Annotated in this window: 30 protein-coding genes, 3 tRNA genes and 1 pseudogene; 25 read left to right on the top strand and 9 right to left on the bottom strand. The window is 63.4% G+C overall.

What is annotated here, in order from left to right; genetic code table 11:
* Positions 1-43 precede the first annotated feature (43 nt).
* From U742_RS0119920 to U742_RS0119905, 4 genes are read right to left on the bottom strand one after another with little or no spacing between them, the layout of a single operon-like run.
* A complete protein-coding gene (locus tag U742_RS0119920; RefSeq protein ID WP_029356257.1) occupies positions 44-799 on the bottom strand; it encodes an SDR family oxidoreductase in 756 nt (251 codons plus the stop codon).
* Entirely contained in the window at positions 796-1248 is a 453-nt protein-coding gene (locus tag U742_RS0119915; RefSeq protein WP_029356255.1) for a MaoC/PaaZ C-terminal domain-containing protein, read from the bottom strand. The genes U742_RS0119920 and U742_RS0119915 overlap by 4 nt, the downstream gene beginning before the upstream one ends.
* Positions 1245-1649 carry a Zn-ribbon domain-containing OB-fold protein gene (locus tag U742_RS0119910; RefSeq protein ID WP_029356253.1) on the bottom strand — a complete coding sequence of 135 codons (405 nt, stop codon included), beginning with the start codon at positions 1647-1649 and terminating at the stop codon, positions 1245-1247. Before U742_RS0119910 ends, U742_RS0119915 begins: the two co-directional genes overlap by 4 nt.
* Positions 1650-1659: 10 nt before the next feature.
* Positions 1660-2826, bottom strand: a complete 1167-nt coding sequence (locus tag U742_RS0119905; RefSeq protein WP_029356251.1) for a thiolase C-terminal domain-containing protein — start codon at positions 2824-2826, stop codon at positions 1660-1662.
* A 187-nt stretch (positions 2827-3013) separates the two neighbouring features.
* Between U742_RS0119905 and U742_RS0119900 the strand changes: the two genes are divergently transcribed.
* From U742_RS0119900 to U742_RS0119875, 7 genes are all read left to right on the top strand, one after another.
* Entirely contained in the window at positions 3014-3943 is a 930-nt protein-coding gene (locus tag U742_RS0119900) for a LysR family transcriptional regulator (protein WP_051661354.1), read from the top strand.
* Positions 3944-4318: 375 nt separating this feature from the next.
* Entirely contained in the window at positions 4319-5719 is a 1401-nt protein-coding gene (locus tag U742_RS0119895; RefSeq protein WP_248310432.1) for a tyrosine-type recombinase/integrase, read from the top strand.
* A 188-nt stretch (positions 5720-5907) separates the two neighbouring features.
* Complete coding sequence (locus U742_RS0119890; protein ID WP_029356246.1) at positions 5908-6432, top strand: hypothetical protein; 525 nt, start codon at positions 5908-5910, stop codon at positions 6430-6432.
* Between the two features lie 119 nt (positions 6433-6551).
* Complete coding sequence (locus tag U742_RS22285) at positions 6552-6758, top strand: excisionase family DNA-binding protein (RefSeq protein WP_038362196.1); 207 nt, start codon at positions 6552-6554, stop codon at positions 6756-6758.
* A 9-nt stretch (positions 6759-6767) separates the two neighbouring features.
* Positions 6768-6914, top strand: coding sequence for a hypothetical protein (locus U742_RS23300; protein ID WP_156034288.1), 147 nt, complete (start codon positions 6768-6770; stop codon positions 6912-6914).
* 7 nt (positions 6915-6921) lie between these two features.
* A complete protein-coding gene (locus U742_RS23295; RefSeq protein WP_156034287.1) occupies positions 6922-7758 on the top strand; it encodes a hypothetical protein in 837 nt (278 codons plus the stop codon).
* 117 nt (positions 7759-7875) lie between these two features.
* The gene (locus U742_RS0119875) at positions 7876-8328 is read left to right on the top strand and encodes a hypothetical protein (protein ID WP_029356242.1); all 453 of its coding nucleotides are present in this window, start codon (positions 7876-7878) and stop codon (positions 8326-8328) included.
* Here U742_RS0119875 and U742_RS23290 read toward each other — a convergent pair.
* Positions 8325-8834 carry a hypothetical protein gene (locus U742_RS23290; RefSeq protein WP_156034286.1) on the bottom strand — a complete coding sequence of 170 codons (510 nt, stop codon included), beginning with the start codon at positions 8832-8834 and terminating at the stop codon, positions 8325-8327. The genes U742_RS0119875 and U742_RS23290 overlap by 4 nt on opposite strands.
* Between U742_RS23290 and U742_RS23805 the strand changes: the two are divergent.
* A pseudogene (locus tag U742_RS23805) lies at positions 8833-9717 on the top strand (phage terminase large subunit family protein); the annotation flags it as partial. The gene U742_RS23290 and the pseudogene U742_RS23805 sit on opposite strands and share 2 nt — an antisense overlap.
* A complete protein-coding gene (locus U742_RS23800; protein ID WP_348981020.1) occupies positions 9709-10659 on the top strand; it encodes a terminase gpA endonuclease subunit in 951 nt (316 codons plus the stop codon). The pseudogene U742_RS23805 and the gene U742_RS23800, both read left to right, overlap by 9 nt.
* Here U742_RS23800 and U742_RS23285 read toward each other — a convergent pair.
* Positions 10656-10862 carry a hypothetical protein gene (locus U742_RS23285; RefSeq protein ID WP_156034285.1) on the bottom strand — a complete coding sequence of 69 codons (207 nt, stop codon included), beginning with the start codon at positions 10860-10862 and terminating at the stop codon, positions 10656-10658. The genes U742_RS23800 and U742_RS23285 overlap by 4 nt on opposite strands.
* A gap of 122 nt (positions 10863-10984) precedes the next feature.
* On the opposite strand from U742_RS23285, the gene U742_RS0119865 reads away from it, so the two are divergent.
* Genes U742_RS0119865 through U742_RS0119845 form a run of 7 tightly spaced genes read left to right on the top strand, consistent with a single transcriptional unit; the run spans position 10985 to position 15078 of the window.
* Entirely contained in the window at positions 10985-11419 is a 435-nt protein-coding gene (locus U742_RS0119865) for a MerR family transcriptional regulator (RefSeq protein WP_029356240.1), read from the top strand.
* A complete protein-coding gene (locus U742_RS23280) occupies positions 11419-11766 on the top strand; it encodes a hypothetical protein (protein WP_156034284.1) in 348 nt (115 codons plus the stop codon). Before U742_RS0119865 ends, U742_RS23280 begins: the two co-directional genes overlap by 1 nt.
* Positions 11748-12764 (top strand): phage portal protein, encoded by a 1017-nt coding sequence (locus tag U742_RS23045; RefSeq protein ID WP_248310431.1) that lies wholly within the window; start codon positions 11748-11750, stop codon positions 12762-12764. The genes U742_RS23280 and U742_RS23045 overlap by 19 nt, the downstream gene beginning before the upstream one ends.
* The gene (locus U742_RS23660; protein WP_051661351.1) at positions 12757-14136 is read left to right on the top strand and encodes a phage major capsid protein; all 1380 of its coding nucleotides are present in this window, start codon (positions 12757-12759) and stop codon (positions 14134-14136) included. The genes U742_RS23045 and U742_RS23660 overlap by 8 nt, the downstream gene beginning before the upstream one ends.
* Before the next feature lie 26 nt (positions 14137-14162).
* Entirely contained in the window at positions 14163-14531 is a 369-nt protein-coding gene (locus U742_RS23655) for a phage major capsid protein (protein ID WP_051661350.1), read from the top strand.
* Between the two features lie 2 nt (positions 14532-14533).
* The gene (locus U742_RS0119850; RefSeq protein ID WP_029356238.1) at positions 14534-14746 is read left to right on the top strand and encodes a phage head-tail joining protein; all 213 of its coding nucleotides are present in this window, start codon (positions 14534-14536) and stop codon (positions 14744-14746) included.
* A gap of 2 nt (positions 14747-14748) precedes the next feature.
* Positions 14749-15078 carry a DUF2190 family protein gene (locus U742_RS0119845; RefSeq protein ID WP_029356236.1) on the top strand — a complete coding sequence of 110 codons (330 nt, stop codon included), beginning with the start codon at positions 14749-14751 and terminating at the stop codon, positions 15076-15078.
* A gap of 347 nt (positions 15079-15425) precedes the next feature.
* Here U742_RS0119845 and U742_RS23275 read toward each other — a convergent pair whose 3' ends face one another.
* The 3 genes from U742_RS23275 to U742_RS0119835 form a co-directional block, all read right to left on the bottom strand.
* A complete protein-coding gene (locus U742_RS23275) occupies positions 15426-16196 on the bottom strand; it encodes a hypothetical protein (RefSeq protein WP_156034283.1) in 771 nt (256 codons plus the stop codon).
* 150 nt (positions 16197-16346) lie between these two features.
* Positions 16347-16421 (bottom strand) — tRNA-Glu (locus U742_RS0119840).
* A gap of 197 nt (positions 16422-16618) precedes the next feature.
* Entirely contained in the window at positions 16619-17041 is a 423-nt protein-coding gene (locus U742_RS0119835; RefSeq protein ID WP_029356234.1) for a VOC family protein, read from the bottom strand.
* 66 nt (positions 17042-17107) lie between these two features.
* Here U742_RS0119835 and U742_RS0119830 point away from each other — a divergent pair, with 66 nt between their 5' ends.
* From U742_RS0119830 to U742_RS0119790, 9 genes are all read left to right on the top strand, one after another.
* Positions 17108-17893: an SIR2 family NAD-dependent protein deacylase gene (locus tag U742_RS0119830; protein WP_029356232.1), complete on the top strand. Its 786-nt coding sequence runs from the start codon at positions 17108-17110 to the stop codon at positions 17891-17893.
* A gap of 137 nt (positions 17894-18030) precedes the next feature.
* Positions 18031-18627, top strand: coding sequence for a cold-shock protein (locus U742_RS0119825; RefSeq protein ID WP_029356231.1), 597 nt, complete (start codon positions 18031-18033; stop codon positions 18625-18627).
* Between the two features lie 119 nt (positions 18628-18746).
* Positions 18747-19229 (top strand): DUF192 domain-containing protein, encoded by a 483-nt coding sequence (locus tag U742_RS0119820; RefSeq protein ID WP_051661367.1) that lies wholly within the window; start codon positions 18747-18749, stop codon positions 19227-19229.
* Between the two features lie 125 nt (positions 19230-19354).
* The gene (locus U742_RS0119815; RefSeq protein ID WP_156034282.1) at positions 19355-20047 is read left to right on the top strand and encodes a class I SAM-dependent methyltransferase; all 693 of its coding nucleotides are present in this window, start codon (positions 19355-19357) and stop codon (positions 20045-20047) included.
* Between the two features lie 136 nt (positions 20048-20183).
* Positions 20184-20260 (top strand) — tRNA-Pro (locus U742_RS0119810).
* 70 nt (positions 20261-20330) lie between these two features.
* Complete coding sequence (locus U742_RS0119805; protein WP_029356225.1) at positions 20331-20636, top strand: ETC complex I subunit; 306 nt, start codon at positions 20331-20333, stop codon at positions 20634-20636.
* A gap of 37 nt (positions 20637-20673) precedes the next feature.
* Positions 20674-20750 (top strand) — tRNA-Arg (locus U742_RS0119800).
* A 207-nt stretch (positions 20751-20957) separates the two neighbouring features.
* Positions 20958-21260, top strand: coding sequence for a hypothetical protein (locus tag U742_RS0119795; RefSeq protein WP_156034281.1), 303 nt, complete (start codon positions 20958-20960; stop codon positions 21258-21260).
* A 157-nt stretch (positions 21261-21417) separates the two neighbouring features.
* Positions 21418-22677, top strand: coding sequence for an aminopeptidase (locus U742_RS0119790; RefSeq protein ID WP_029356222.1), 1260 nt, complete (start codon positions 21418-21420; stop codon positions 22675-22677).
* Positions 22678-22780 lie beyond the last annotated feature (103 nt).

The raw sequence follows: 22780 nt of genomic DNA, 5'->3' as shown, positions 1-22780 counted from the left end.
CGGTTCCCCTCATTGTTATGAACCAAGCTTCTCTGGAAGGCGGTCAGTAGTCCCCCGTGGTCGCGCCGCCATCGACGACGATCACCTGCCCGGTGACGTAGCTGGCATCATCGGAGGCAAGAAAGGCCGCGACGGAGGCGATCTCGGAAGGCTGCGCGGTCCGTCCCAGCGGCATCTTTGCGATCCAGCTATCACGCAGATCCTGCGGCACGTCCTTCAGGATCGCGGTTTCGACGATGCCGGGAGCGATGGCGTTGGCGAGGATGCCGCGACGCGCCCCTTCCAGCGCCACGGTCCGCGTCAGGCCAACGATGCCGGCCTTGGCGGCCGCGTAGTTCGACTGACCGAACGCACCGAAAATGGCGGTCGAGGACGTGTTGATGATGCGGCCCCAGCCCCGCTTGCCGATAAGCGAGAAGGCGGCCTGGCAGCCGAGCCACGTGCCGCGAAGGCTGATATCGATGACCTGGTTCCATTCATCGTCGGTCATCTTCGGCAGGGAGCGGTCCCGCACGATGCCCGCGACATTCGCCACGATATCCACGCCTGCGAACGTCGGAGGCAACGCGGCCATCGCGCTTTCCCAGCTCACACGGCTGGCGACGTCCAGTGCCAGCGCACAGGCCTCATACCCCTGCGCCGCGAGATGCTCCGCGCGACTGACAGCCTGATCGAGCATGAGGTCGGCAACGACGACCCGCGCCCCCTCAGCGGCGAGGCGTTCGCAGATCGCGCTGCCGATCCCCCCCGCACCGCCGGTCACCAGCGCGACATGTCCTTCGAGACGCTGCGCTGTCACGGCGCTTCCACCTGCTCGCCGGACCCGATGAGGAAAACGTCTTCGCCTTCCTGAAGCGGCTCGCCGCTCTGGTTCTTGAGCGTCAGGGCGACGCGCACGATTCCAGCGCCCGGCCGCGATCGGCTGGGGCGCGTCTCCAGCACATTGGCCTGATAGTGCAGCGTGTCCCCAACGAAGATGGGGGCCACGAAGCGGCGCCGAGTTTCCAGAAACGCCTCGATCGCCCAGTCGTCGATGGGCGAGCGCAGGCCCGTGCTCAGCGCATGGCCGAGCATGCCGTGGGCGACGCGCTTGCCGAAGCCATGCGCGGTGGCGAATTCGGCGTCCATGTGCAGCGGGTTGAAATCGCCCGTCAGCCCGGCGAACTGGACGATATGCGCCTCTGTGATCGTCACGCGGGCCGATGTCAGGCGCTGGCCGACCTCGATAGCGGCGAAGGCAACGCTCATGGACGTTCCCCCTTGATACGGAACAGCGGCAGATCCGGAGTTTCCGCGACGGTGCCGAAAAAGACCTCCACCGGCATTCCCACTCGGATATCGGCACCCGGCTCCGTCTCCAGTCGCGAGAGCACAAGCACTCCCTCGTCGAGCATCACCAGAACGCAGGTATAGGGCGTCTCAAACGCGCTCATGCCGCGCCGGATGGTTGTGAAAGAGAAGATGGTGCCGCACCCACTCGCCTCGACCCATTCCGGCGAAGCGCCGGGGGAATGGATGGAATGGGCGCGCGGATACCATTGATGTTTGCCGGTGACTGGGCAGCGCTGGATCATCAGTCGACCCTCACGAGCCCCTTCCCAGAAGGGATCGGAGGTCACATCGGTCACGGGAGACATGCCCTTGGTCATCGCTGCGGCCTCACACTGTGAGAATGGCGGTGGCCGCGGCGCAGAATGTGCCCCCCAGCCCATGGACCAGAGCAACCTCAGCATCGGGAACCTGCAGGCCCGGTCCTTCGCCCCGCAGTTGCCGGACCCCTTCGATGAGCGTGAAGATGCCGCGCTTTCCAGGATGGTTCGAGGACAGGCCGCCACCGTCGGTATTGGTCGGAAGACGCCCGCCAAGCGTCAGATGCCCATCGTCGACGAAGCCGCCGCTTTCGCCGCGCCCACAGAATCCCAGATCTTCCAGCGCGAGCATCGGGGTTATCGTGAAGGCGTCGTAGATCTGCGCGACGTCGATATCGTCGTGCCCAATCCCGGCCATGGCAAAGGCCCGTGGCCCGGAGATCGCCGCCGGCGTCGAAAGATCGAGCGCGATCTGGCTGAGCTGGGTACGGGCCGCTGCGCTTCCGAAGCCGGAAAGATGAACGGGACGGCGGCGGCAATCCTTTGCACGTTCCGCGCTGGTCATCACGATGGCGCCGCCGCCATCGGTGACGACGCAGCAATCGAGTTTGCGCAAGGGAGATGCGATCGGCGTGGAGGCAAGCACATCGTCGATGGTGATCGGCGCGGAAAAGCGGGCATGGGGATTGTTGGCCGCATGCTGGCGGAAGGTGACGGCGACCTTGGCGAGCTGCTCGGATGTCGTGCCGTAAAGCTCCATGTGGCGCTGGGCGAACATGGCATAAGCCGAAATCAGGGTCGGCCCGTAGGGCAATTCGAATTGGCCCGGGCCAGCCGGAAGCACAAAGGGGTCGAAGGACGGCGTGCCCAGCGGCCACCAGCGCGGGCAGGCCGCGTAGCTGATGACTACGACATCCGCGAGGCCTGCCGCGATTGCCGCTGCCGCATGGCCAGCATGGACGATGTAGGAACACCCGCCGACATCGGTGCTGTCGAAAAAGGTTGGCGTGACGCCCGCATATTCGGCGAACTCGGTGAGGCTGCTTACGCCGCCGCCTTCCGCCCAGTCGCTCGCGGCCACGCAGAGCCCGTCCACCTCGGAGAGCGCGATGCCAGCGTCGTCCAGCGCCCCGGCGATACACTCCATCTGAAGCGCAAAGGGGTGAAGGCGCGGCGCTTGCCGGCGTGGCGACTCAAATGCACCGACGATTGACGCTTTTCCCGAGATGCTGGCCACGCGAGTTTCCCATCTGTCTCGCCATCGAGCCTATGTCGTTTCAACCCTCCGACAAGCAGTTTGAAGCCTGCCCATTGGTGCATCGCGCGCATCTGTCGGGTGCTTGACGGGCGCCGGGCGAAGCGCGTCATCTACGCCATGAGCTAAGGGTGAACGCCATGGTTCGCCGTCGCAGGAGTTGCTCCCCATGCCTCAACCCTTCCGCCGGCGCCTGCCGCCTCTTCTGGCGTTACGTGCATTTGAGACATTTGGCCGAACCGGAACGGTGAGGGCCGCCGCAGACGAACTCGCCGTGTCGCACACGGTGGTCTCGCGTCATATTCAGAACCTTGAATCCGCGATCGGCGTGAAGCTGGTCCAGAAGTCCGGGCGCGGCCTCAGCCTCACTCGCGAGGGCAAGCGCTATGCCGGGCAACTCAGCCGCGCGTTGGATTTGATTGCCAGCGCGACGGGCGAGTTGTGGGGAGGCAGCAGTGATGCGCTCCATATCTGTTGCATGGCGGGGCTTGCGTCGCGACGGCTGTTGGCACGACTGCCGGAAATCGAACGTTTCCTCGGCGGGCGCGAGATCATTCTCCAGCCGATTTCCGCACGACCGGACTTCAGCCAAGGAGAGGTCGACGCAGAGATAAACTACCTCGAATATCCCAATTTTCCGCCCGATCTGCGCGGGGAAATCGTCTATCGGCCACGCATTCTCTCGGTTGCGAGCCCCGCGTTTAGCGAAGTGCATCCGCACCTGCGCACAGCGGACGATCTGGTGAAGCTGCCGCTCCTCCACGAGCGTTCCACTCGGCAGTGGGAAAACTGGCTGGAGCATGCCGGCGTCGTCAACATTCCGCCGCTGAAGGGGCCAAAGCTGTGGCACGGGCATCTCGCCGTGGAAGCGGCACGGTTGGGGCAAGGCGTGGCTTTGGTGAGCGATCTCATGGCCGGCGAGATGCTCGCGACCGGCGAACTGACGGAAGTATGCCGGGCCGACGTCCGGCTGGGCGCCTATTATTTCATCGCACCAGCCCGCCGATGGAATGACCCGGCCATCATGGCGCTACGCGACTGGCTTCACGGCTTTGTCCAGCAATGCATAGTCGAACCTCTTGTTACACCCTCGCAGTAAATGAATGGTTGTCGCCGCGAGGCGGCCGGACAAAATCCGCAGTGCCGCCGACAAAAGTATAAATGTCCGTAAATATTGATTACTAATATCTATATATCTGGGGCTTATAATGCCAAGCGCGATAGTAATAAAAGCCCCGCGAACTATTCGGAACTTCCGATGCTGACATGATTGCTGAAAACGACTGAAAATTATGTCAGCCTGCTCGCATTAAGAGGGCCAAGGCGTATCCTGGCATGCAAAAGGAATGGCGCGCCCTAGGGGAGTCGAACCCCTCTCTCCACCGTGAAAGTGCCCGATTGTTGCGCTTTTTGCGTGTGCTGGTATTTGTCTGTATTCAATAATATCAAGGCTTTATAGAAATTCGTTCCGTCATTGTCCGAGCACGTACAGGTTGATATATTCGACGAATATTCGACAACTTTTCGGTACGGCGATATGGGCAAGAGGCTGGCGGAAGCACCTATCACGACGCGGAACGCGCGTGCCTCGCTGGCTGCTGGGGTCCATTGGCGGGGCATCGATCCAGAGGTGCACCTCGGCTACCGGAAGGCCAAGCGCGGGGGCGTGTGGCTGGTGCGCTGGCGGGCAGGGAAGGGATATCGGCAAGAAACCATCGGAACGGCCGATGATATTGTGCGCGAGGGCACTCTCGACTTTGAGGCAGCATGTCGCGCTGCCCGCGACCACATTGAGGTCGCCCGCGTCGCTGCCAAGGCGGAGGCGGAAGGGCCGGCCCCTACCGTACGGGTGGCGGCTGAGGCTTACATCCAGCGACACGAGGCTCGCATTCGCGCTCGCACGGGCGGGAAGCTGAGCAGGAAGGCGGCTCGCGGCCAGCTTGGCCGGCATGTGCTTCCAGACGAAATCGCCGACAAGCTGCTCCACGAACTGACGCGCAGCGACCTCAAGGCATGGCGGAAGCGCGTGACGGACAAGGGGTTGGTCGTCGACACGGTGCGGCGCGTATCCAGCGACCTCCGCGCGGCCCTGAATATGGCTGTGGAACTGCATCATGCGCGCTTGCCAGCGGCGCTGCCGCTCGAAATCAAGCATGGTCTCGCGGCCGCTGAGGGGCATTCGCCCGTCGCCCGCGAGGCGCAGGTTCTGCCGGACGCGGACGTCCGGCGGATCATCGCTGCGGCATGGGAGGTCGACGCGGCAGAGCAGAAATGGGAAGGCGATCTTGCACGCCTCATCGTCGTGCTCGCCGCCACGGGCGCGCGCTTCAGTCAGGTCATCCGCCTAACGGTCGGCGATGTCCAGGCGGTGCAGCGGCGCTTGATGGTGCCGACCAGCTTCAAAGGCCGGGGAGTGAAGGTCGGGAAGATTGGCGTCCCCGTCGGCGACGATGTCATCGACGCTCTTCGGCCGGCCGTCGCCGGTCGGATTGGCTCCGAGCCTCTGCTTGTGCGGTGGCGATACAAACAGACCACACCGACGCACTGGGAGCGGGTAGGGCGCGGACCATGGGGAACCTCTGCAGAGTTCGCGCCAGCATGGAAATTGATAACCGCGCGGGCCGGTCTGCCAGCCGGTGTCGTACCGTACGCGCTGCGGCATAGTTCAATCGTTCGCGGGCTGCGGCAGCTTCTCCCTGTGCGTTTGGTCGCGGCCCTGCACGACACCTCTAGTGCGATGATCGAGGCGCATTATTCGGCATTCATTGTCAGTGCTCTCGATGAATTGGCGGCGAAGGCAGTCGTGCCGCTCGTCTCCGCGCCCGCTGAAATTGTCGCAATCCCGCGCCCGCGCGCGGTCGGGGGCGCCGAATGAGCCGTGCGACAAAAGGGCGGCCTCGCGCTAAGCTACCTCGCCGACCGATCCATGCAGAAATCGCGCCGGGACTTTTCGAACCGATCTGCGTGATAGATTTCGACGCGCCCGTTGGAATATATGCTATCGACGCGATGGCGCATGAGCTATTAGGCCCATTTTTGGCTGATCCTGTGCGCGAAGCTCGCATGATCATCGATATCGCAGGACGATCGGCGCACCGCTGGGCGACGCACGACCTCGATGCTGGCGCGGCATATGCAGCCGCAAGCGTGTTCGACGCAAACCTACAGCTATTGCTCGATCGCGCTGGGGTGCTCATGCGTACCGATGCTGATCGTATCGCGGGCATCTTCGATGATGATTTCGAGATCGACGATGACGACTTAGAAAGTCCGGCTGAACGTGCCGACGAACAAGCGCGTGCAATCGAAGATGTGATCAAGGAGGTCGCGCTGCTTCGAGCGAAGGTCGAGGCTTTTCGTAAAAAGTACCGCGTCGGTAGAAAGCCTTCCCTTGGCAACTCAAAGCCGCTCGAACATCATTTTGTTTTGATGATGAAGCAGATGTGGCGCGCGACCACGAAAACGAATGCGCCGAAGTCGAAGGACGGTCGCTTCGCTCGCTTTGTCATTGCGGCCTGGAGCGACCTTGAGTTCGATGCGCGCGAGGGTATCGACGACACGCTCGCATCGTACTGCGAGACTCTGTGAATACCGAATTCAGATGTCTCAAATGTCGGAGCCTACTTCGGTAGTTTGAAGTCGTTCGTTCGCTGAATCTCTCCGCCATCCGAGCGGATGCTAGGGCATCCCAGCAGATAGAGAGATTTATGATTCAGCCCCGCGAAACTGTTGACGTAGCCGCCGCGCCTGTCCTGCTTCATCCGATTCCGAACGCTGCGAAAATTCTCGGCGTCGGCCGCTCGACGCTGTACTCGCTGCTTGATGAGGGCAAGCTGCGGTCCGTTTACATCGGCCGCCGCCGACTGGTTCCCGACGCCGAGCTGAAGGCGTTTCTTGCCCGCCTGTCGGCGTGAGGCGCACTGATGCGCTCGCGTCGCAACTTGAAAGAAGCGATCGAGGCTATCGCGCGCGCCTTCCACGCCAAACGCTTTGATCCATACTTCGTCGACACGGCTATCGGTCGCGCGGTGCTTGCAGCGATGGCGGCTCTCGCGAAGGTGCAAGGATAGCAGCGTTGTGGGCGTGCCATTCGCGAAACGAGCTGGCGAAGTCCGGCTCGGCGGCGCGCTTCTGGGCGAGTGGATCGGTGCATCTCCGCAACACCCCAAATCCCGGCTTCAACATCGCGCGGCGAAGAGGCTTGCAGAGCTGGCGCGCCTCGCATCTTGGCGGGCGCGCTACGGTGTTCTGTCCGATCCAGTCGGTTGGGCTCGGGTCGGCGCGGATGCACTGCACCACCTCGACGGGATCGAGCGATGGCGACGTGACGCCAGCGGCGTCCGCCGCCAGCTCCCGCCGGGCGCGCTGATCAGCGACGCGGACCTCGCTGATATCCTCGCCGAACCCGCGATGACGGACCGGCTAATTTCCGCAATCGAAGCCGGCCGGCTTGCCGAACTGGTTGGGATTGAAGCTGCCGAGATGGCGGCGGACGGCAGTCTGATCACGACCCTCACGCCTCGCGATGAGAGCCGCGCAGAGCGCCTCGATCGTTGCAACATGCGCCGCCGCGAGAAAACGCGCCTCCGCGTGGCGAAACATAGGGAAAGCAAGCAAATGCAACGCTCAAACAGCGTTACGCTCGCCGCCTGCAATATTGCAACCGAATGTAACGCTCCTAAGAATAATGGGAGCGTTACACGCAAAGCTGCAACATTGCGTCCCGACACCGACGTGGATCGGGTGATCGCCGCCCTCCGGGGCGGCGCATCGAAGGTCGGTGACATCATCGCTGCGAGCGGCCTGCGAGAGACGACCGTCCGGCCGTGGCTCTCACGTTTGAAGCGCGCCGGCCTCATCGTCTCGCCGATGCGCGGGTCGTATCGACTCGCCGATGGAGGCGCGGATGCATGACCTCGATCGATGGGTGACGGCGAGAGGCGACGACGGGTCCCTGTCCGGCGCGACCAGAGCGGGGTCGCTGCCGCCCGACATTTCACGCTCCGCAGGAAATTTTGAGGGGGTTCTTCAGTGCAAACCGAGGCATTGAAGGGGCGCGAGCTGGCCGATACGCTGGGCGTATCGCTCCGGGCCGTGCACGACCTCGCCGCGCGAGGCATCATTCAGAAGGTCGCTCGGGGCGCCTTCGCGCCTGATTCAGTCGCCCGGTATTGCGCTCACCTCCGGGAACAGGCCGCCGGTCGAGACGGCGGCAATTCGGCTATTGCCGCCGAGCGGTTGCGGGAGGCGCGAGAGCGGGCCGACCGACTGGCACTCGCGAATGCGACATCGCGTCGGGAGCTAGTATCTGCGGCTGAGGTGGAACGGGTATGGGTTCGCGTTCTGACCGACCTGCGCGCGGCCATGCTGGCGATTCCTGGCCGGATCGCTGGTCGTATGAACCTCGCGGCGGTCGACATTGCTGCGATCGACTCCGAAATTCGACAAGCGCTCACCGAGTGCGGCACCGATTGTAGTGCTTAGCCTGAAGCCTTCGCCGTCTCGATGTCTCTTAGCGCGGAAACCGCTTGATAGCGCGCTAGATCATCCTGATACTTCTGATGTCGCGTATACCAATAATATATTCCAAACGTAGACGCCAACATGCCGACAAATGATATGGCTATACAGTACCAAATATCTTCGCGAAGCGCTCGAATTCGAGCCCCTTGCACGTATTGTGTTGCGGCTATGTCGTTGAGATTACTAAAAGTATCATTCTGATATATTTTTAGTTCTGAAGATAGTTTTATCAGATCGTCTGTTGTTAAATTGTCCTTACTGATGGCGAATGAAAACTTTTCAATCATTGTAGAATTAAACTTTTGCCTAAGGTCAAGGACACTAATATTCGCCTCTGTTGCAGCGATTTTTGACTCGACGTCCCTTAATACAAAAGCCATGTATAAAATTGGTGCAATCAGGGCGACGAACCCCAAGACGGTAACGAACTTATAAAGATTATCCGTGGGAAGAGTGGGGATTTGCATGGGGTTTGCCCTATCGAGAACCGACGAGAGCAATGGTAGCACCATCCCGCTGATCGGAGTGGAGACCAGTGCGGAAACCATCCGAGCACGGGCGCTTCGGGCGCTCATTCCGCCGCCGAGCATCGAACTTGTAAAATGGATTGAGGGCAACGTGCGCCTTCCGGCGTCCGTCTCGGCGTCTCCCGGCGTCCTCCGCTTGAATCCCGTCCAGCGTGGAATTGCCGAGGCGATCGGCGATCCGGCGACGGAGCGAGTTACTCTTGTGAAGCCGGTACGCCTTGGCTTGTCGACGCTGTTAACCGCCACAATTGCCAGCTATGTCGCAAACGAGCCGAGTGCGATCCTAGCCCTGCTACCCACTGAGGCTGATGCCCGAGATTACGTTGTGTCGGACCTCGAACCGATTTTTGCGGCCTCGCCGGAATTGCGCAGACTCTTGACTGGCGATGTCGATGAAACCGGTCGCAGTACGCTGCTGAGCCGCAAGTTTCCGGGCGGATCGTTGAAGATCGTCGCGGCGAAGTCACCAAGAAATTTGCGTAGGCACAACGTTCGCGTGTTGCTGATAGACGAGGCAGACGCGATGGAGTCCGGGCCGGAAGGCTCGCCGATCACGCTAGCGGAGCGGCGTACGCTGAGCTTTCCGAACAGGAAAATCATCATGGGCAGCACGCCCATTTTTGAGTAAACGAGCCACGTTCTACGAAGCTATCGTAACAGCGACCAGCGTGTCTTTGAGGTCTGCTGTCCGTCATGTGGCGCCTTTCAGCAAATACTCTGGCGGCACATCCAATGGCCTGACGGCGAGCCGGAACGGGCGCATTTCGTTTGCGAGGCGAACGGGTGCGTTGTCGAAGAGGACCATAAGCCCGAGATGGTCGCGCTCGGCCGTTGGCGCGCGACCCAGCCCAAGGTTCGAGGGCATGCTGGATTCCGATGCAATGTGCTGGTCAGCACCCTGGCGAACGCATCCTGGGGCAACATCGCCAAGGAGTTCCTCGGCGCGAGGCGGAATGTCGATCAGCTTCAGACGTGGACGAACACCCTTATGGCCGAGGGCTGGCGCGAGGCGCTCGAGGAAGTTGACGAAACCGCACTGGCCTCCCGCGCTGAGCCGTTTGGCTTGAGGGCGATTCCGGCTGGTGCGCTGATTGTGACCGCTGGGGTCGACGTGCAGCGTGATCGATTGGAAGTCGTCTTCATAGGCCACGGCCGGGATGAACTATTCGTGCTCGGCAATGCGGTCATTTGGGGTTTGCCCGAGGACGACGGCACATGGGCCGAACTCGATGAGCTATTGCGCTCAACATGGCCACACCCAAACGGCGGCGTCCTTCGCATCGACGCTGCCGCAATCGATGCCGGTGACGGTGGTACTATGGATAGGGTCCTGTCGTTCTGTCAGCCAAGGTTTGGTCGGCGCATCGTCGCCATCAAGGGCGCCAGCGGGAATCGACCTGCAATCGTCCCCAGCAAGACCAAGGGCTCCAAACTGTTTATCGTTGGCGTTGACGGCGAGAAGAGCCGGCTTCTTGCGCGCCTAGCGCGGGGCGCCGGTATCCGGTTCAGTCGCGACCTCGAACTTCGCTATTTCGATGAGATTGCTTCTGAGCGCGTGGTTGTGAAATACATACGCGGCGTTCCCACGCGCCTCTGGGAGCGCAAGCTCGGCCTGAGAGCTGAATGCTTGGATGCAACCGTTTACGCGATCGCCGTGCGTGGGCTTGTCTCCATAAATCTCACTCGCCGCGAAGAAGATTTGAAGGGCGCGCCGGCCATGAAGCCGGCGCCGAGGGTGATCCAAAGCGCTTGGATGAAGCGTTAGTTGCCTAATTCGGTGCGTTTTGAAGTTTCAATAACAACCCCACGTATAACACGGCCGTCCGTCAGGTTCATGAAATCGCGAAGGCCTTTCGGTATCTTGCGAGCAGACTTGATCACGGCTTCCGGCGCCGCTTTTCTCACCAGTTCACGTGCCTCCGCCTCGTTGCTCTCGCCGACGTAAAAGACATCTGAGTGCAGCGTCATACCGCAATCGAAACACCACCCATTGTTGGCCATTGCTTCCCCCAAAACCGCTCGCAATTGCACAGAGCGCCGGTACCGATGCGCTTGTATCGATTTAATAAAAACGATACATTCTCATCAATATGAGCACGTACACTGCCTCTGAAATCTGCGCCGCCGCCGGTTGCATCGCAAGCACGTTGCGCGCGTGGCGAAACCGAAACCACCTTTTCGGTGACCAGCCGGCGATCGGCGGGTGGAGCCGCTTTACGCTCGCAGACGTGATCGCAGTGCGCGCACTTGTGCTGCTGTCACAGCGCGGGTTCGAAGCGCAGCACGCGGTGGACCTGATCAACCATATGGGGCCTATTTTCGAACGTGCCGCCCATGGAGGGGCGCCGTTGATCGGCATAGGTCGAAAGCTTGACTCCGACGAGCTTGAGGTCCGCGGCCTCAACAAGGCCAACTCGGTTGCTGAAGAACTAAGCTGGTTCACCGATCCGATCGTTCTGGTGATCGACCTCAACGCTATTGCGTTCGAGGTTGCCGCAGCGCTGAAGGCGGGAGGCGACGACTGATGCTCGCCGCGCTCCGTCGCCTTCTGCCTGGCCGGACCCGCACCCGCATGCTGGAAGGCGCGAGCGGTAAGCGCTGGGATCGAGTGCCCCCTTTCGGACCGCTCTCGACGGAAGTCATGGCCGGCGCATCCGCAGTTCGCGGCAGGGCGCGGCACCTTCGGCATAACGATCCGCTCGCCGCCAATGCCGCGACCATCTTAAAGACCGGACTCGTCGGCTACGGCGTCACCGCTGCATCGGCGCATCCCGACGCTACGGTGCGCGAGGATTGGATGCGCGGTTCGCCGAATGGGCGGGATCATCCGGTTTTGGAGCACTTCAGGGTGAGGTGGTCGACGCCCTCGTAACCGATGGCGAAGCGCTGCTGATCATGCGCACCGATGAGGCGGGCGCGCTCCGGCTTCAGCATGTCCCCGTCGAACTTCTCGACGAAAGCCTGACGATGCAGTTTGCCGATGGGCGCTACGTCGCCGCCGGCATCGAATTCGGCCCTGACGATCAACCAGTCGCCTACCACGTCCGCCGCCATCGCCTGACGGATATTTTTGCAACTGCCGAACCGTCCGTGCGGATCGATGCCACCGATTGCCTTCATCTCTTTCGCCGCGATGGGGCCGGGCAGCACCGTGGGCTGAGCTGGTACGCCAGCGTCGTCATTCCGCTGAACGAACTCTCGCAACTCCATGATGCGCTTCTTGTCTCGGCGAAAATTCAGGCGATGATGTGCGGCTTCGTTCGCGACGTGAACGGCAGCGGTACGGCGTTCGCGGATGGGCAGGTTTCGGGCGATCTTGCCGATATCAGCCTTGAGCCTGGGCTGATGCGGGTGCTGCCGAGCGGCTACGATGTGACCTTCTCTTCGCCGCAGCAAATGGAAAAATCGGTCGACTACGCGGCGCACAGTATCCGTATGATCGCCGCCGGGCTGTCGATCCCGGAATTCCTGCTTTCCGGTGATATGCGGTCGGTGAATTATTCGAGCGCTCGGACGGCGCTGGTGCAGTTTAGGCAATACCTCGAACAGATTCAGTTCTGCATCCTCGCTCCCGCCTTTGATCGCATCTGGGCTCGCTGGGTTGCCCTAGCGGATGTCGAGCTGACGCCCGACCATTTTAAGGTCGAATGGTACTTCCCGAGGCCGCCGTGGGTCGACCCGCAAAAGGATGCGACCGCGACCGTCGAAATGATGAATGCAGGGCTGATGAGCCGCCGGCAGGCGGTTGCCTCGCTCGGCTTCAGCATCGAAACACTCGATCGCGAGATCGCCGCCGATCGCCAGCGCGAGGCGGCGCTCGGGCTGTCCTTCGCCACGGCCACGCCGAAGAAGGAAGCCGCAAATGGCTGAACCCGAGATCACACGCCGCCTGCCAGCGGACACGCGGCCCGCGAGCTGGTCGGAAGAAACCCGCGAGTTCGACGCGGTGATCTCGACCGGCGCCGCTGTCCGCCGCCGCGATGCGCGGGGCACGTACACCGAGCTACTGGACCTCTCGGCCGTCGAGCTCGGCGGTCTCGCCGGTCTCCCCGTTCTCGACAATCACCGTCAGGGCAGCGCACGCGACGCGATCGGTGCAATCCTCACCGCGACGCGCAAAGGCGGCGCCATCGTCGCCCGCATCCGCCTCGGGATGGCGGCCGATATCACTCCGATCGCAGAGCGCGCCCGCGACGGACTCCTCTCCGTCTCGATCGGCTACCGCGAGGCGAGCCGGTCCGAACGGACGGAAGCCGGCGAGCGGATCGTGACTGTTACCCCTTCCATCTTCGAAGCGTCCCTTGTCGCCGCGCCGGCTGACCGGCAGGCCAAAATCAGGAGCGGCCTCATGCCGGACAATACCGAAATCGAATCCCCGCCCATCGCCACCGAAATGCCCGAGGCCGATCAGGCCCGCATTCGCAGCCTTGGCGAATTGGCGGACCTACCGCCTTCCTTTGCCGAAGCACAGATCGCAGTCGGCGCCACCGTCGAGCAGGCGCGCAGCGCCGCCCGCACGGCGATGATCGAGCGGAGCCGGCAGACGCCGATTATCCGGGTGCAGGCGCCGCCGCAGGATGATCCGGCTGTTCGGCTTCGCGCCATGGGCGAAGCGCTCGACGCCCGGCTCGCCGGCACCGCGCCCCCGGAAGCGGCCCGGCCTTTCATCGGTGCCAGTCTTCGGGACATGGCCACCGACTGCCTTCGAGCGCGGGGCATCTCGACGCGGGGCATGAACCCGGACGAGCTCTTTCGCGCCGCGCACACGACCAGCGACTTCCCGCAGCTTCTTCAAGGTGTCGGCGCCCGCACGCTGCTGGCGAGCTACACCGCCGCCGCCTCGCCGCTCAAGCAAATCGCCCGGCAGGGCTCGCGGGCGGACTTCCGGGCCGGTTCGACCCTGAAGCTGGGCGAGCTCTCCGCCCTGTCGAAGGTGACTGAGAGCGGCGAGATCAAAGCGGTCTCTCGATCGGAAGCCGCCGAGAGCTATGTGCTCGACACCTACGCCGGGATGTTCGCGATCACCCGCAAGGCGCTGATCAACGACGACCTCAACGCCTTCGCGGACTGGTCGCGGGCGGCCGGACAGGCCGCCGCTGCCACCGAGGCCGGAGTGCTCTGGTCGCTGCTCTCGCAGGCGAGCGGTGCCGGGCCGCTGATGAACGAGGACGCCAAGCGCCTCTTTCACGCGGACCACACGGCAACGCCCTCACGGGAGCCGCCCTCAGCGTCACGTCTCTGAGCGCCGCGCGGCTGGCGCTGCGGACGATGAAGGGACTCGACGGCAAGACGGTCATCACCGTGACGCCGAGGTATCTGGTCGTCGGGCCGGAGCTCGAAACCACCGCCGAGCAGGTACTCGCAACGATCACCGCGACGACCGTCGACGGCGTGAACCCCTTCGCAGGCAAGCTCACGCTGCTGGTGGAGCCGCGCATCACCGATGATGCCTGGTACGTCTTCGCCGATCCGGCGTCGGCGCCCGTGCTCGAATATTCCTACCTGTCGAGCGCGCCGGGTCCGCAGATGGCGAGCCGCGAGGGCTGGGACGTCCTCAGCACCGAATACCGAGTGGTGCTCGACTTCGGTGCCGGCGCCGTCGACTGGCGCGGCGCCGTACGCAATCCGGGCGCCTGATAATGAGCGACGCGGCCACCCTCACCGATCAGCTCGACAAGCTTCGCGCAGCTCGCGCATCCGGCCTTCGCCGGGCGCGGTTTGCAGACCGCGAAGTCGAGTATCGATCCGACCGCGAGTTGGTGGCCGCGATCGCCGATCTTGAAAGCAGGCTGGCGGCCCTGTCCGGTCGCCGGCCTTCCACCATCCGCTTCAGCACCTCGAAAGGTCTCTGACCATGCGCAATTTCGTCCAACCCGGTGATGCGCTCACCATCCCGACTCCCGCCGACGTTCTGTCCGGCGCCGTCGTCATCGCCGGTTCGATCATCGGAATCGCCGCTGGTGACGCGCTCAGCGGTGCCGACGTCGACGTAGAGACGACCGGCGTCTTCACGCTTCCCAAGGTGTCCGCGCTCGCCATCGCGGTCGGCGATGTCGTCTATTTCGACGCCGCGACGAAGCTGGTGACGAAGACCAGCTCCGGCAACGCGAAGCTCGGCGTCGCCGTCACCGCCGCTGCGAACCCGAGCGCGACGGTCAACGTCAAGCTGATCCCCACCATCTGATCTGAGCTGCCCCGGCGGGGTCTTTGAGGGCGAAGCGCCAGCCCGACAACGGAAAGCCGACCTCCTTCCCGCCGGGGCGATCATTGCGGGGCCAAGGTCGGCGAGGCGCATCCGGGCAGATCGAACCCGAAAGCTGCGCGCGCGTCCGGCGCGCGGGGCACGATCAAGGCGGCAAGTTATGGGGCTTCGACCGAGCCCTTGAGATCGCAGCGCGCCGCCGAATGCCAAGAGTGCTGCGATCGACGGTCAGGCGGCCGGGAGTGGTTCCCCGCGATCGACGCCGCCATGGGTCTCTCCGGCCTGTTCGTGTCGGTTCCCTCCGCCCCCGGTGAAAGCCGGGGGCGGGACTATGCTCCGTCTTCGGCTAAAGCTATTTCCTCTAGTTCCCGCAGCCGCGCCCACAAGCGGCTGAGATGTTTCTGTGTTGACTCCTGATGAGCTATAACGTTCATCATCGCATCATTAATTTCGCGTCTAAGTTTAGATTTAAAGAAGCCCATCTCAACGTCATTAAATATGGGATATACGTCTCTCTTTGTAACAATTTCTTTTATCTGAACAAAAATAGTGTTCATGCTGAGATTTAATTCTTTAAATGAGCGCAACGTTGATCGTCTAGAATAAGACGTTTCATGGTCGTCGGGATACCGGCCTACGAAATAGTTCAAATCGTCGATGGCATCCTGCAGGCTTGTTAAGGTCTTGTCGCCCATCTCCATTATTGGCGATCCTAGCGCGGCGACGTGATCAAAGGACGAAAGGAGCCGGTCCGCTTCCCTGCCGGCCGATCGAAGTCCGCGCAAAGCTTCCAATTCTCGGTCTAGCTCTGACGTAGCATCCGTCAGAGCTGATCTCGCTGCGGCTGCAGTCTGCCTACGCATCTCGGATAACTGGCTGAAAACGGGTCGCGCAGCAACGTAGGCAGCGAGAACGGCTACGCCGCCTGCCAGAATTCCGCCAATGATCGATCCCGCAAAGCCGAGCCAGTCTTCGGAGTTCGCCTTTACGGCAGCATCAAGGATCGGGCGATCGATTGCCGTGCCGACGATGAGGGCTACCGCCATCAACATCAGAGCAATCGGCCATAGGTTGGGCTCGATGGTGGGGCGCTTTTTCATTCGATTCGGCCAAATGGAGCACTGCCAAATGCTACCACCGACGGCGAATATCGATCGCCGCCGCCGCACCGATCCATCCACGTGCGTCAGCGTTTATTTTATGGATAATCGACAAGTGTGGGCCCGCAACAGCTAACCCATTGAAATTATTGGCGCGCCCTAGGGGAGTCGAACCCCTCTCTCCACCGTGAAAGGGTGGCGTCCTAACCGATAGACGAAGGGCGCGCAGGCGCGGCCCTTATAGGGAAGGGCGGGGCCGCGCACAAGTCATCGCGCATGGCATCGTCCACAGCTCGCGCGCCGGCTGTCGGGGCCTGCCTGCATGTCCGATCGGGTGCGCCGCCCGACCGGCCCGTGTCGTTCCCGCCGCGCGCCGGCGCCACCTGCCGGTGCCCGCGCGCAGAGGTCTCGCCAGTTTGGTCTCACCACTTGCCGGTGTTCGGCATGGATACCCACGGCTCCTGCGGCGGGCGCGCGCCGCCCTTCTGCAGAAGCTCGATGGAGATGTTGTCCGGCGAACGGACGAACGCCATGTAGCCGTCCCGCGGCGGGCGGTTGATGGTAACTCCGGCCGCCTGCAGGCTCGCGCAGGTCGCGTAGATGTCGTCGACTTCATAGGCGAGATGGCCGAAATTGCGGCCCTCGCCATAGACCTCGGGGTCCCAATTGTAGGTCAGTTCCACCTCGGCGACGCCCGCCTGGCCGGGTGCGGCAAGGAACACCAGCGTGTAGCGGCCGGCCGGCACCTCCTTGCGGCGCACCTCCTGGAGGCCCAGCTTGTTCACGTAGAAATCGAGCGAGACGTCGAGATCGGTGACGCGCACCATGGTGTGCAGATATTTCATTAGAAACCTCGCCTGAAAACGAAGGGGGCGCCGGCCGGGGCGGCGCGAGCAGAGCGGCAGCACCATATGGCGGATCGCACGGACATCAAGGCGGCACGCGCCGCGCTCGGCGAGGTTCTAAAGGACATGCGGGCCGGCGTCGCCTTCACCGGCGCCGGGATCTCCACCGAATGCGGCATCCCCGATTTCCGCTCGCCGGGCGGCCTGTGGACCCGCAACCGGCCGATTCCGCTGGATGAATTCCTCGCCAGCCGCGCCATGCGCACGGAAGCCTGGCGCCGGCGCTTCGCCATGGAGGAGGCGTTCGGCAGCGCCGAGCCCGGCCGCGGGCATCGCGCCATCGCCCGCATGCTGGCCGACGGCCGGCTCATCGGCGTCGTCACCCAGAACATCGACGGGCTGCACCAGGCTTCCGGCGTGCCGGCGGCCGATCTCGTCGAGCTGCACGGCAATTCGACCTACGCGACCTGCCTCGACTGCGACACGCGCTACGAGCTCGATTGGGTGCGCGAGTGCTTCGACGCGGCCGGCGGCGCGGCGCCGGACTGCCCGGATTGCGGCGGCCCGGTGAAGACCGCGACGATCTCGTTCGGCCAGGCCATGCCGGTCGGCGAGATGATCCGCGCCCGCAGGATGGCGCAGCAATGCGACGTCTTCCTCGCCATCGGCTCGTCGCTGGTCGTCTATCCGGCGGCGGCGCTGCCGCTGGAGGCGAAGCAGGCGGGTGCGACGCTGGTGATTCTCAACCGCGAGCCGACCGATCTCGACCCCTATGCCGATCTCGTCATCCACGCCGACATAGGCGACGTGCTGGACGGGCTCCACGGCACGCCCGCGCCGACGGAGCGTTAATAAGTCGTGCACGAACTCGTCACCCGAATCAATTTGGGTGTTTTCGTGGCGGGATGCAGTGTTATGCTGTGATTTGGCAGGATTCGGCGGCATCCCGATGTAGGAATGCCGGAGGTGTGTGGCGGGGGCGTGAATCGATGGCGTCCGAAGGATCTGGACCCCGGTACGGTCGGAGCTCGTTCAGCGAGTCGACCGAAGAATTTGGTTCGCCCGAGAACGTCGACCTGGTCGAAATCGCCGGCACCATCAAATGGTTCGACGTCTCGAAGGGTTACGGCTTCATCGTGCCGGACAGCGGCGGCACCGATGTTCTGCTGCACGTCACCTGCCTCAGGCGGGGCGGCTACCAGACCGCCCAGGAGGGCGCCCGCATCGTCTGCGAGGCGGTGGCGCGCGAGCGGGGCTACCAGGCGCTGCGCATCGTCTCGATGGATGAGAGCACGGCGGTCCATCACTCCCAGCTCCCGGCCGCCCGCACCCATGTGACGGTGCAGCCGACCGGCGGCTTCGAGCGGGCCTGGGTGAAGTGGTTCAACCGCCTGCGCGGCTTCGGCTTTCTGTCGCGCGGGGAGGGCACCCCGGACATCTTCGTCCATATGGAGACGCTGCGCCGGCATGGGCTCACCGAGCTGCGCCCCGGCCAGATGGTGCTGGTGCGCTTCGGTCCCGGCCCCAAGGGGCTGATGGCCGCCGAAGTACGCCCGGACGGCACCTCGATTCCCTCGTCGCACTGACTGGTCAAAAGATCTGACCCTGTAGCAATGCGGCGTAGCACGTCCGGCATGTTCTCGACGCAAATCCGATGCAGCGTCACTGGCGAATCCCGAACGAGGAGCGCCGCGCGCGCCGCACCATGACCCGTGTTCTGAAGCCCCTTGCGGCCGGCATCAGCCGGCGCGCGTCTTTCACCCTCGCTCTTCTGTTTCTGCTCGGCCTGCCCGGCGTGCACGCCGCCAGCTTCGAGCCGCTGACCATCCAGACCAAGCGCGGCCCCGCGGCCTTCACCGTCGAGATCGCGGTGACGCCCGACGAGCGCGCCAAGGGGCTGATGTACCGCACCGAGCTCAAGCCGGATGCCGGCATGCTGTTCGACTTCCGCGCCGACCAGCCGGTCTATATGTGGATGAAGAACACCTATATCCCGCTCGACATGGTGTTCATCCGCTCCGACGGGCACGTCGCCGCGATCGCCGAGAACACGACGCCGCTCTCCACCGAGACGATCTCCTCCGGCGGGCCGGTGCGCGCCGTGCTGGAGCTCGCCGGCGGCACCGCCAAGGCGCGCGGCATCGCGGTCGGCGACCGGGTGGTGCACCGCCTCTTTCCGAAGGACTGAGCCGCGCGGCTCGGCTCCCTTTTCTTGGCCACGATCACCACCATCGCGGAGATCGACGCATACGCTTGGCCGTGACATGCCAGGAGGTATATGTTCACCGCACTGGTAGCGCGGGGTGGCGATCGATGGACAAGTCGAAGTGGGAATCCGGCCTTCCGAGTGAGGTTGAGTTCTGGGCCGAGGTAGCGGACGGAGCCCGCGCCGAGTATCACGAAAATCTTCGTCGGAGAGCGACCGGAGATTGCCCATTTCCTAGCGAATTGAAGCCGTTCATCCCAGTCAGCGGCAAGATGCGGGTGCTGGATGTAGGTGCCGGCCCGCAGACTGTTGTCGGGCGGAACGACGGTCCCAAGGAGCTGGAAGTCGTCGCCATCGACCCTCTCGCTTCTCACTACGCCGAAATGCTCGCGCGCAACGGCATAGAGCCGCTTGTCCCGACGCTCTATGGCGAGGCCGAGAAGGTCGACGAATACGGGCTAGGTCTGTTCGACATAACCTTCTCGCGCAATGCCCTTGATCATTGCTACGATCCTCTTGCAGCAATCAAGGCGATGCTCGCGACGATTAAGCCCACGGGAGCTGTCGTTTTCGTCGGCTACGTCAACGAGGGCGTGAACGAGAACTACAACGGCCTGCACCAGTGGAACTTCATGCCAACGGAGCATGGGGATGTTGTCGTCTGGAACCGCGGCCACGTCGTCCTGCTGAGCAACTATCTCGGCGACGCATGGCGCGTCGCGGCGACGAATAACAATGGGTGGTACAAGGTGGTGATCACCAAAGCGCCGAAGCGGAGTTGGTTGCGTCTGTTCTCCTAGGCCTCGTGCGTCTGGGACTTTGTTCGGACTTTCGGCTCCGGCACTTGCATTTAGTTCCCGCTATATGCCATTCCATGGCGCGCCGCAGTCGGCCGATAGGCGGCAATGGCGTTGTGTTGAAAGGCATTTTTGGTTTCGGGGCATAGCGCAGTCCGGTAGCGCGGAAGTTTTGGGTACTTCAGGTCGCAGGTTCGAATCCTGCTGCCCCGACCAGCCGTCGCATTGCGCTTGGCGCCGGACGCGGCACAATCGCGCCATGCGATGACGAGGGAGCGAGGGACAGATGGTAGCGCGCATCTACAAGCCGAGCCGGAACGCGATGCAGTCCGGCACCGCCAAGACCAAGGCGTGGGTGCTCGACTACGAGCCCGAGCGCCCGCGCGAGGTCGAGCCGCTGATGGGCTACACCAGCTCCAACGACATGAAGAGCCAGCTGCGGCTGGGCTTCGACAGCAAGGAAGAGGCGATCGCCTATGCCGAGCGCGAAGGCATCGCCTATCAGGTGCAGGAGACGAAGGAGCCCACCCGCCGGCGCATCGCCTATGCGGACAATTTCTCCTATCGCCGTGTGGGGTCGTGGACGCACTGATTGCGCCCGCGCCGGCCGGGACATCGGACATCCCCGCGGCCGCGTAGCTCAGCTGGATAGAGCAGCCGCCTTCTAAGCGGCAGGTCGCTGGTTCGAGCCCAGCCGCGGTCGCCATTCATCCGCCGTTCCCGCCGCGACGGATATCCGCTTCATCTCCCCAAGAGCTTCATCTCTCCAATCGTCGTCGCTGCCGCCAGATCCCGCCGGACAAACCGAGCGGTCGGGAACAACCGCCCGGCGAGATCGTTGTCTGGGCAAGTGTGCCGGACAGCATTGGCACATCGCTGACCGGACCGAATGCAGCCGAATACGGAGAGAATGATGCGCAAGCTTATCCTGTCTGCGGCGACCCTGGGTATTATTGGCCTTGGCGGCGTCGCGAATGCCTATGCTCAGAGCCCGTATTACGCGGAGCGGTACTATGGAGGCCCGCGCGCTGGCGTGGTCTATGAGGGCCGCAACGTCTATGGGCCGGGCGTCTATGCCGCGCCGGGCTATTCGAGCCCGGACTACATCGATCCGCGCTCCTACCGCCGTACCCCCGGCAAGTATGAGAACCTCGTCATGCCGGGTGACGCCGCGGTGCTGAACCAGGCGCGCGCCAACGACCGCAGCACGAAGTAGACACTGGCATTTGCTCGATTTCGAGCGGCGGAGCTGACGGGGACGAGCCCTTCGCGGGCTCGTCCTTTTTGCGTCAGGGCTCTTGACGTGATGGCGCCCAAGTCTCCTGATCGAATGATGGAACGGATCGGATTCCGCGCCAGATCGGAGACGCGAGATGAACAAGCACGCCGGAGCGGCCCCCGAGCTTCTCTCCCATGAAGAACGGCTCGACCGCCTCGGCCAGGTCGCGGTTCACGTGGGCCTTGGGCTGGTTTCCGGCCAGGAGCTCGTGATCACCGCCTCCATCGAGGCGCTGCCGCTGGTCCGCCGCATCACCGAGCATGCCTACAAGGCCGGCGCCTCCCTCGTCACCACGCTGTTCGCGGACGACGAGACGACGCTGATGCGCTTCCGCTACGCGCCGGAGGACAGCTTCGACCGCGCCACCGGCTGGCTCTATGAGGGCATGGCCACTGCCTTCCGCAACGGCGCCGCCCGCCTCGCCATCTCCGGCGACAATCCCTCGCTGCTCGCCCATGAGGACCCCGACAGGGTGTCGCGGGCCAACCGGGCGCGCTCGCAGGCCTATATGCCGGCGCTGTCGCTGATCGCCGGCTTCGACATCAACTGGACCATCGTCTCCTATGCAGCGCCGGCCTGGGCGAAGGCCATGTTCCCCGAGGACCCGGAGGACATCGCCGTCGCCAAGCTGTGGCACGCCATCTTCGCGGCCTCGCGGGTCGACACGCCGGACCCGGTCGCCGCCTGGCGGGAGCACAATGCCGCCCTCAATGCGCGCACCCGCCAGCTCAACGGGCGGCGCTACGCCGCGCTGCGCTTCACCGGTCCGGGCACCGACCTCACCGTGGGCCTTGCTGACGATCACGAATGGGCCGGCGGCGCCTCCACCGCCAAGAACGGCATCGTCTGCAACGCCAACATCCCGACCGAGGAAGTCTTCACCACGCCGCACAAGCTGCGGGTCGACGGGGTCGTCGCCAGCACCAAGCCGCTCTCCTACCAGGGCACGCTGATCGAGGACATCGCCGTGCGGTTCGAGGCGGGGCGCATCGTCGAGGCGAAGGCGCGCACCGGGCTCGACGTGCTGCGCAAGGTGCTCGACACTGACGAGGGCTCCCGCCGGCTCGGCGAGGTGGCGCTGGTGCCGCATTCCTCGCCCATCTCGAAGAGCGGACTTCTGTTCTTCAACACGCTGTATGACGAGAACGCCGCCAGCCACATCGCGCTCGGCCAGTCCTACTCGAAGTGCTTCGTCAACGGCGCGTCGCTGACTCCCGAGGAGCTCGCCGCGCGCGGGGCGAATTCCAGCCTCATCCATATCGACTGGATGATCGGCTCGGGAGCGGTCGACGTCGACGGCATCACCGCGGCCGGTGCCGCCGAACCGGTGATGCGCAAGGGCGAATGGGTCTGATGGCCCGCATCGGACATCGCGTCGCTTCCTGATGCGGGCGAACTATGATGAACTCCCGCCGCGTCGCATGGGGCAGTCGGCGACGCGGCGTGGGGAGGCGAGA

The sequence above is a fragment of the Allobosea sp. 117 genome (assembly GCF_000702305.1).
In the GTDB taxonomy this organism is placed as follows: domain Bacteria; phylum Pseudomonadota; class Alphaproteobacteria; order Rhizobiales; family Xanthobacteraceae; genus Ancylobacter.
The sequence above is the reverse complement of the archived record's forward strand: the minus strand, read 5'-3'. Positions and strand labels throughout refer to the sequence as shown.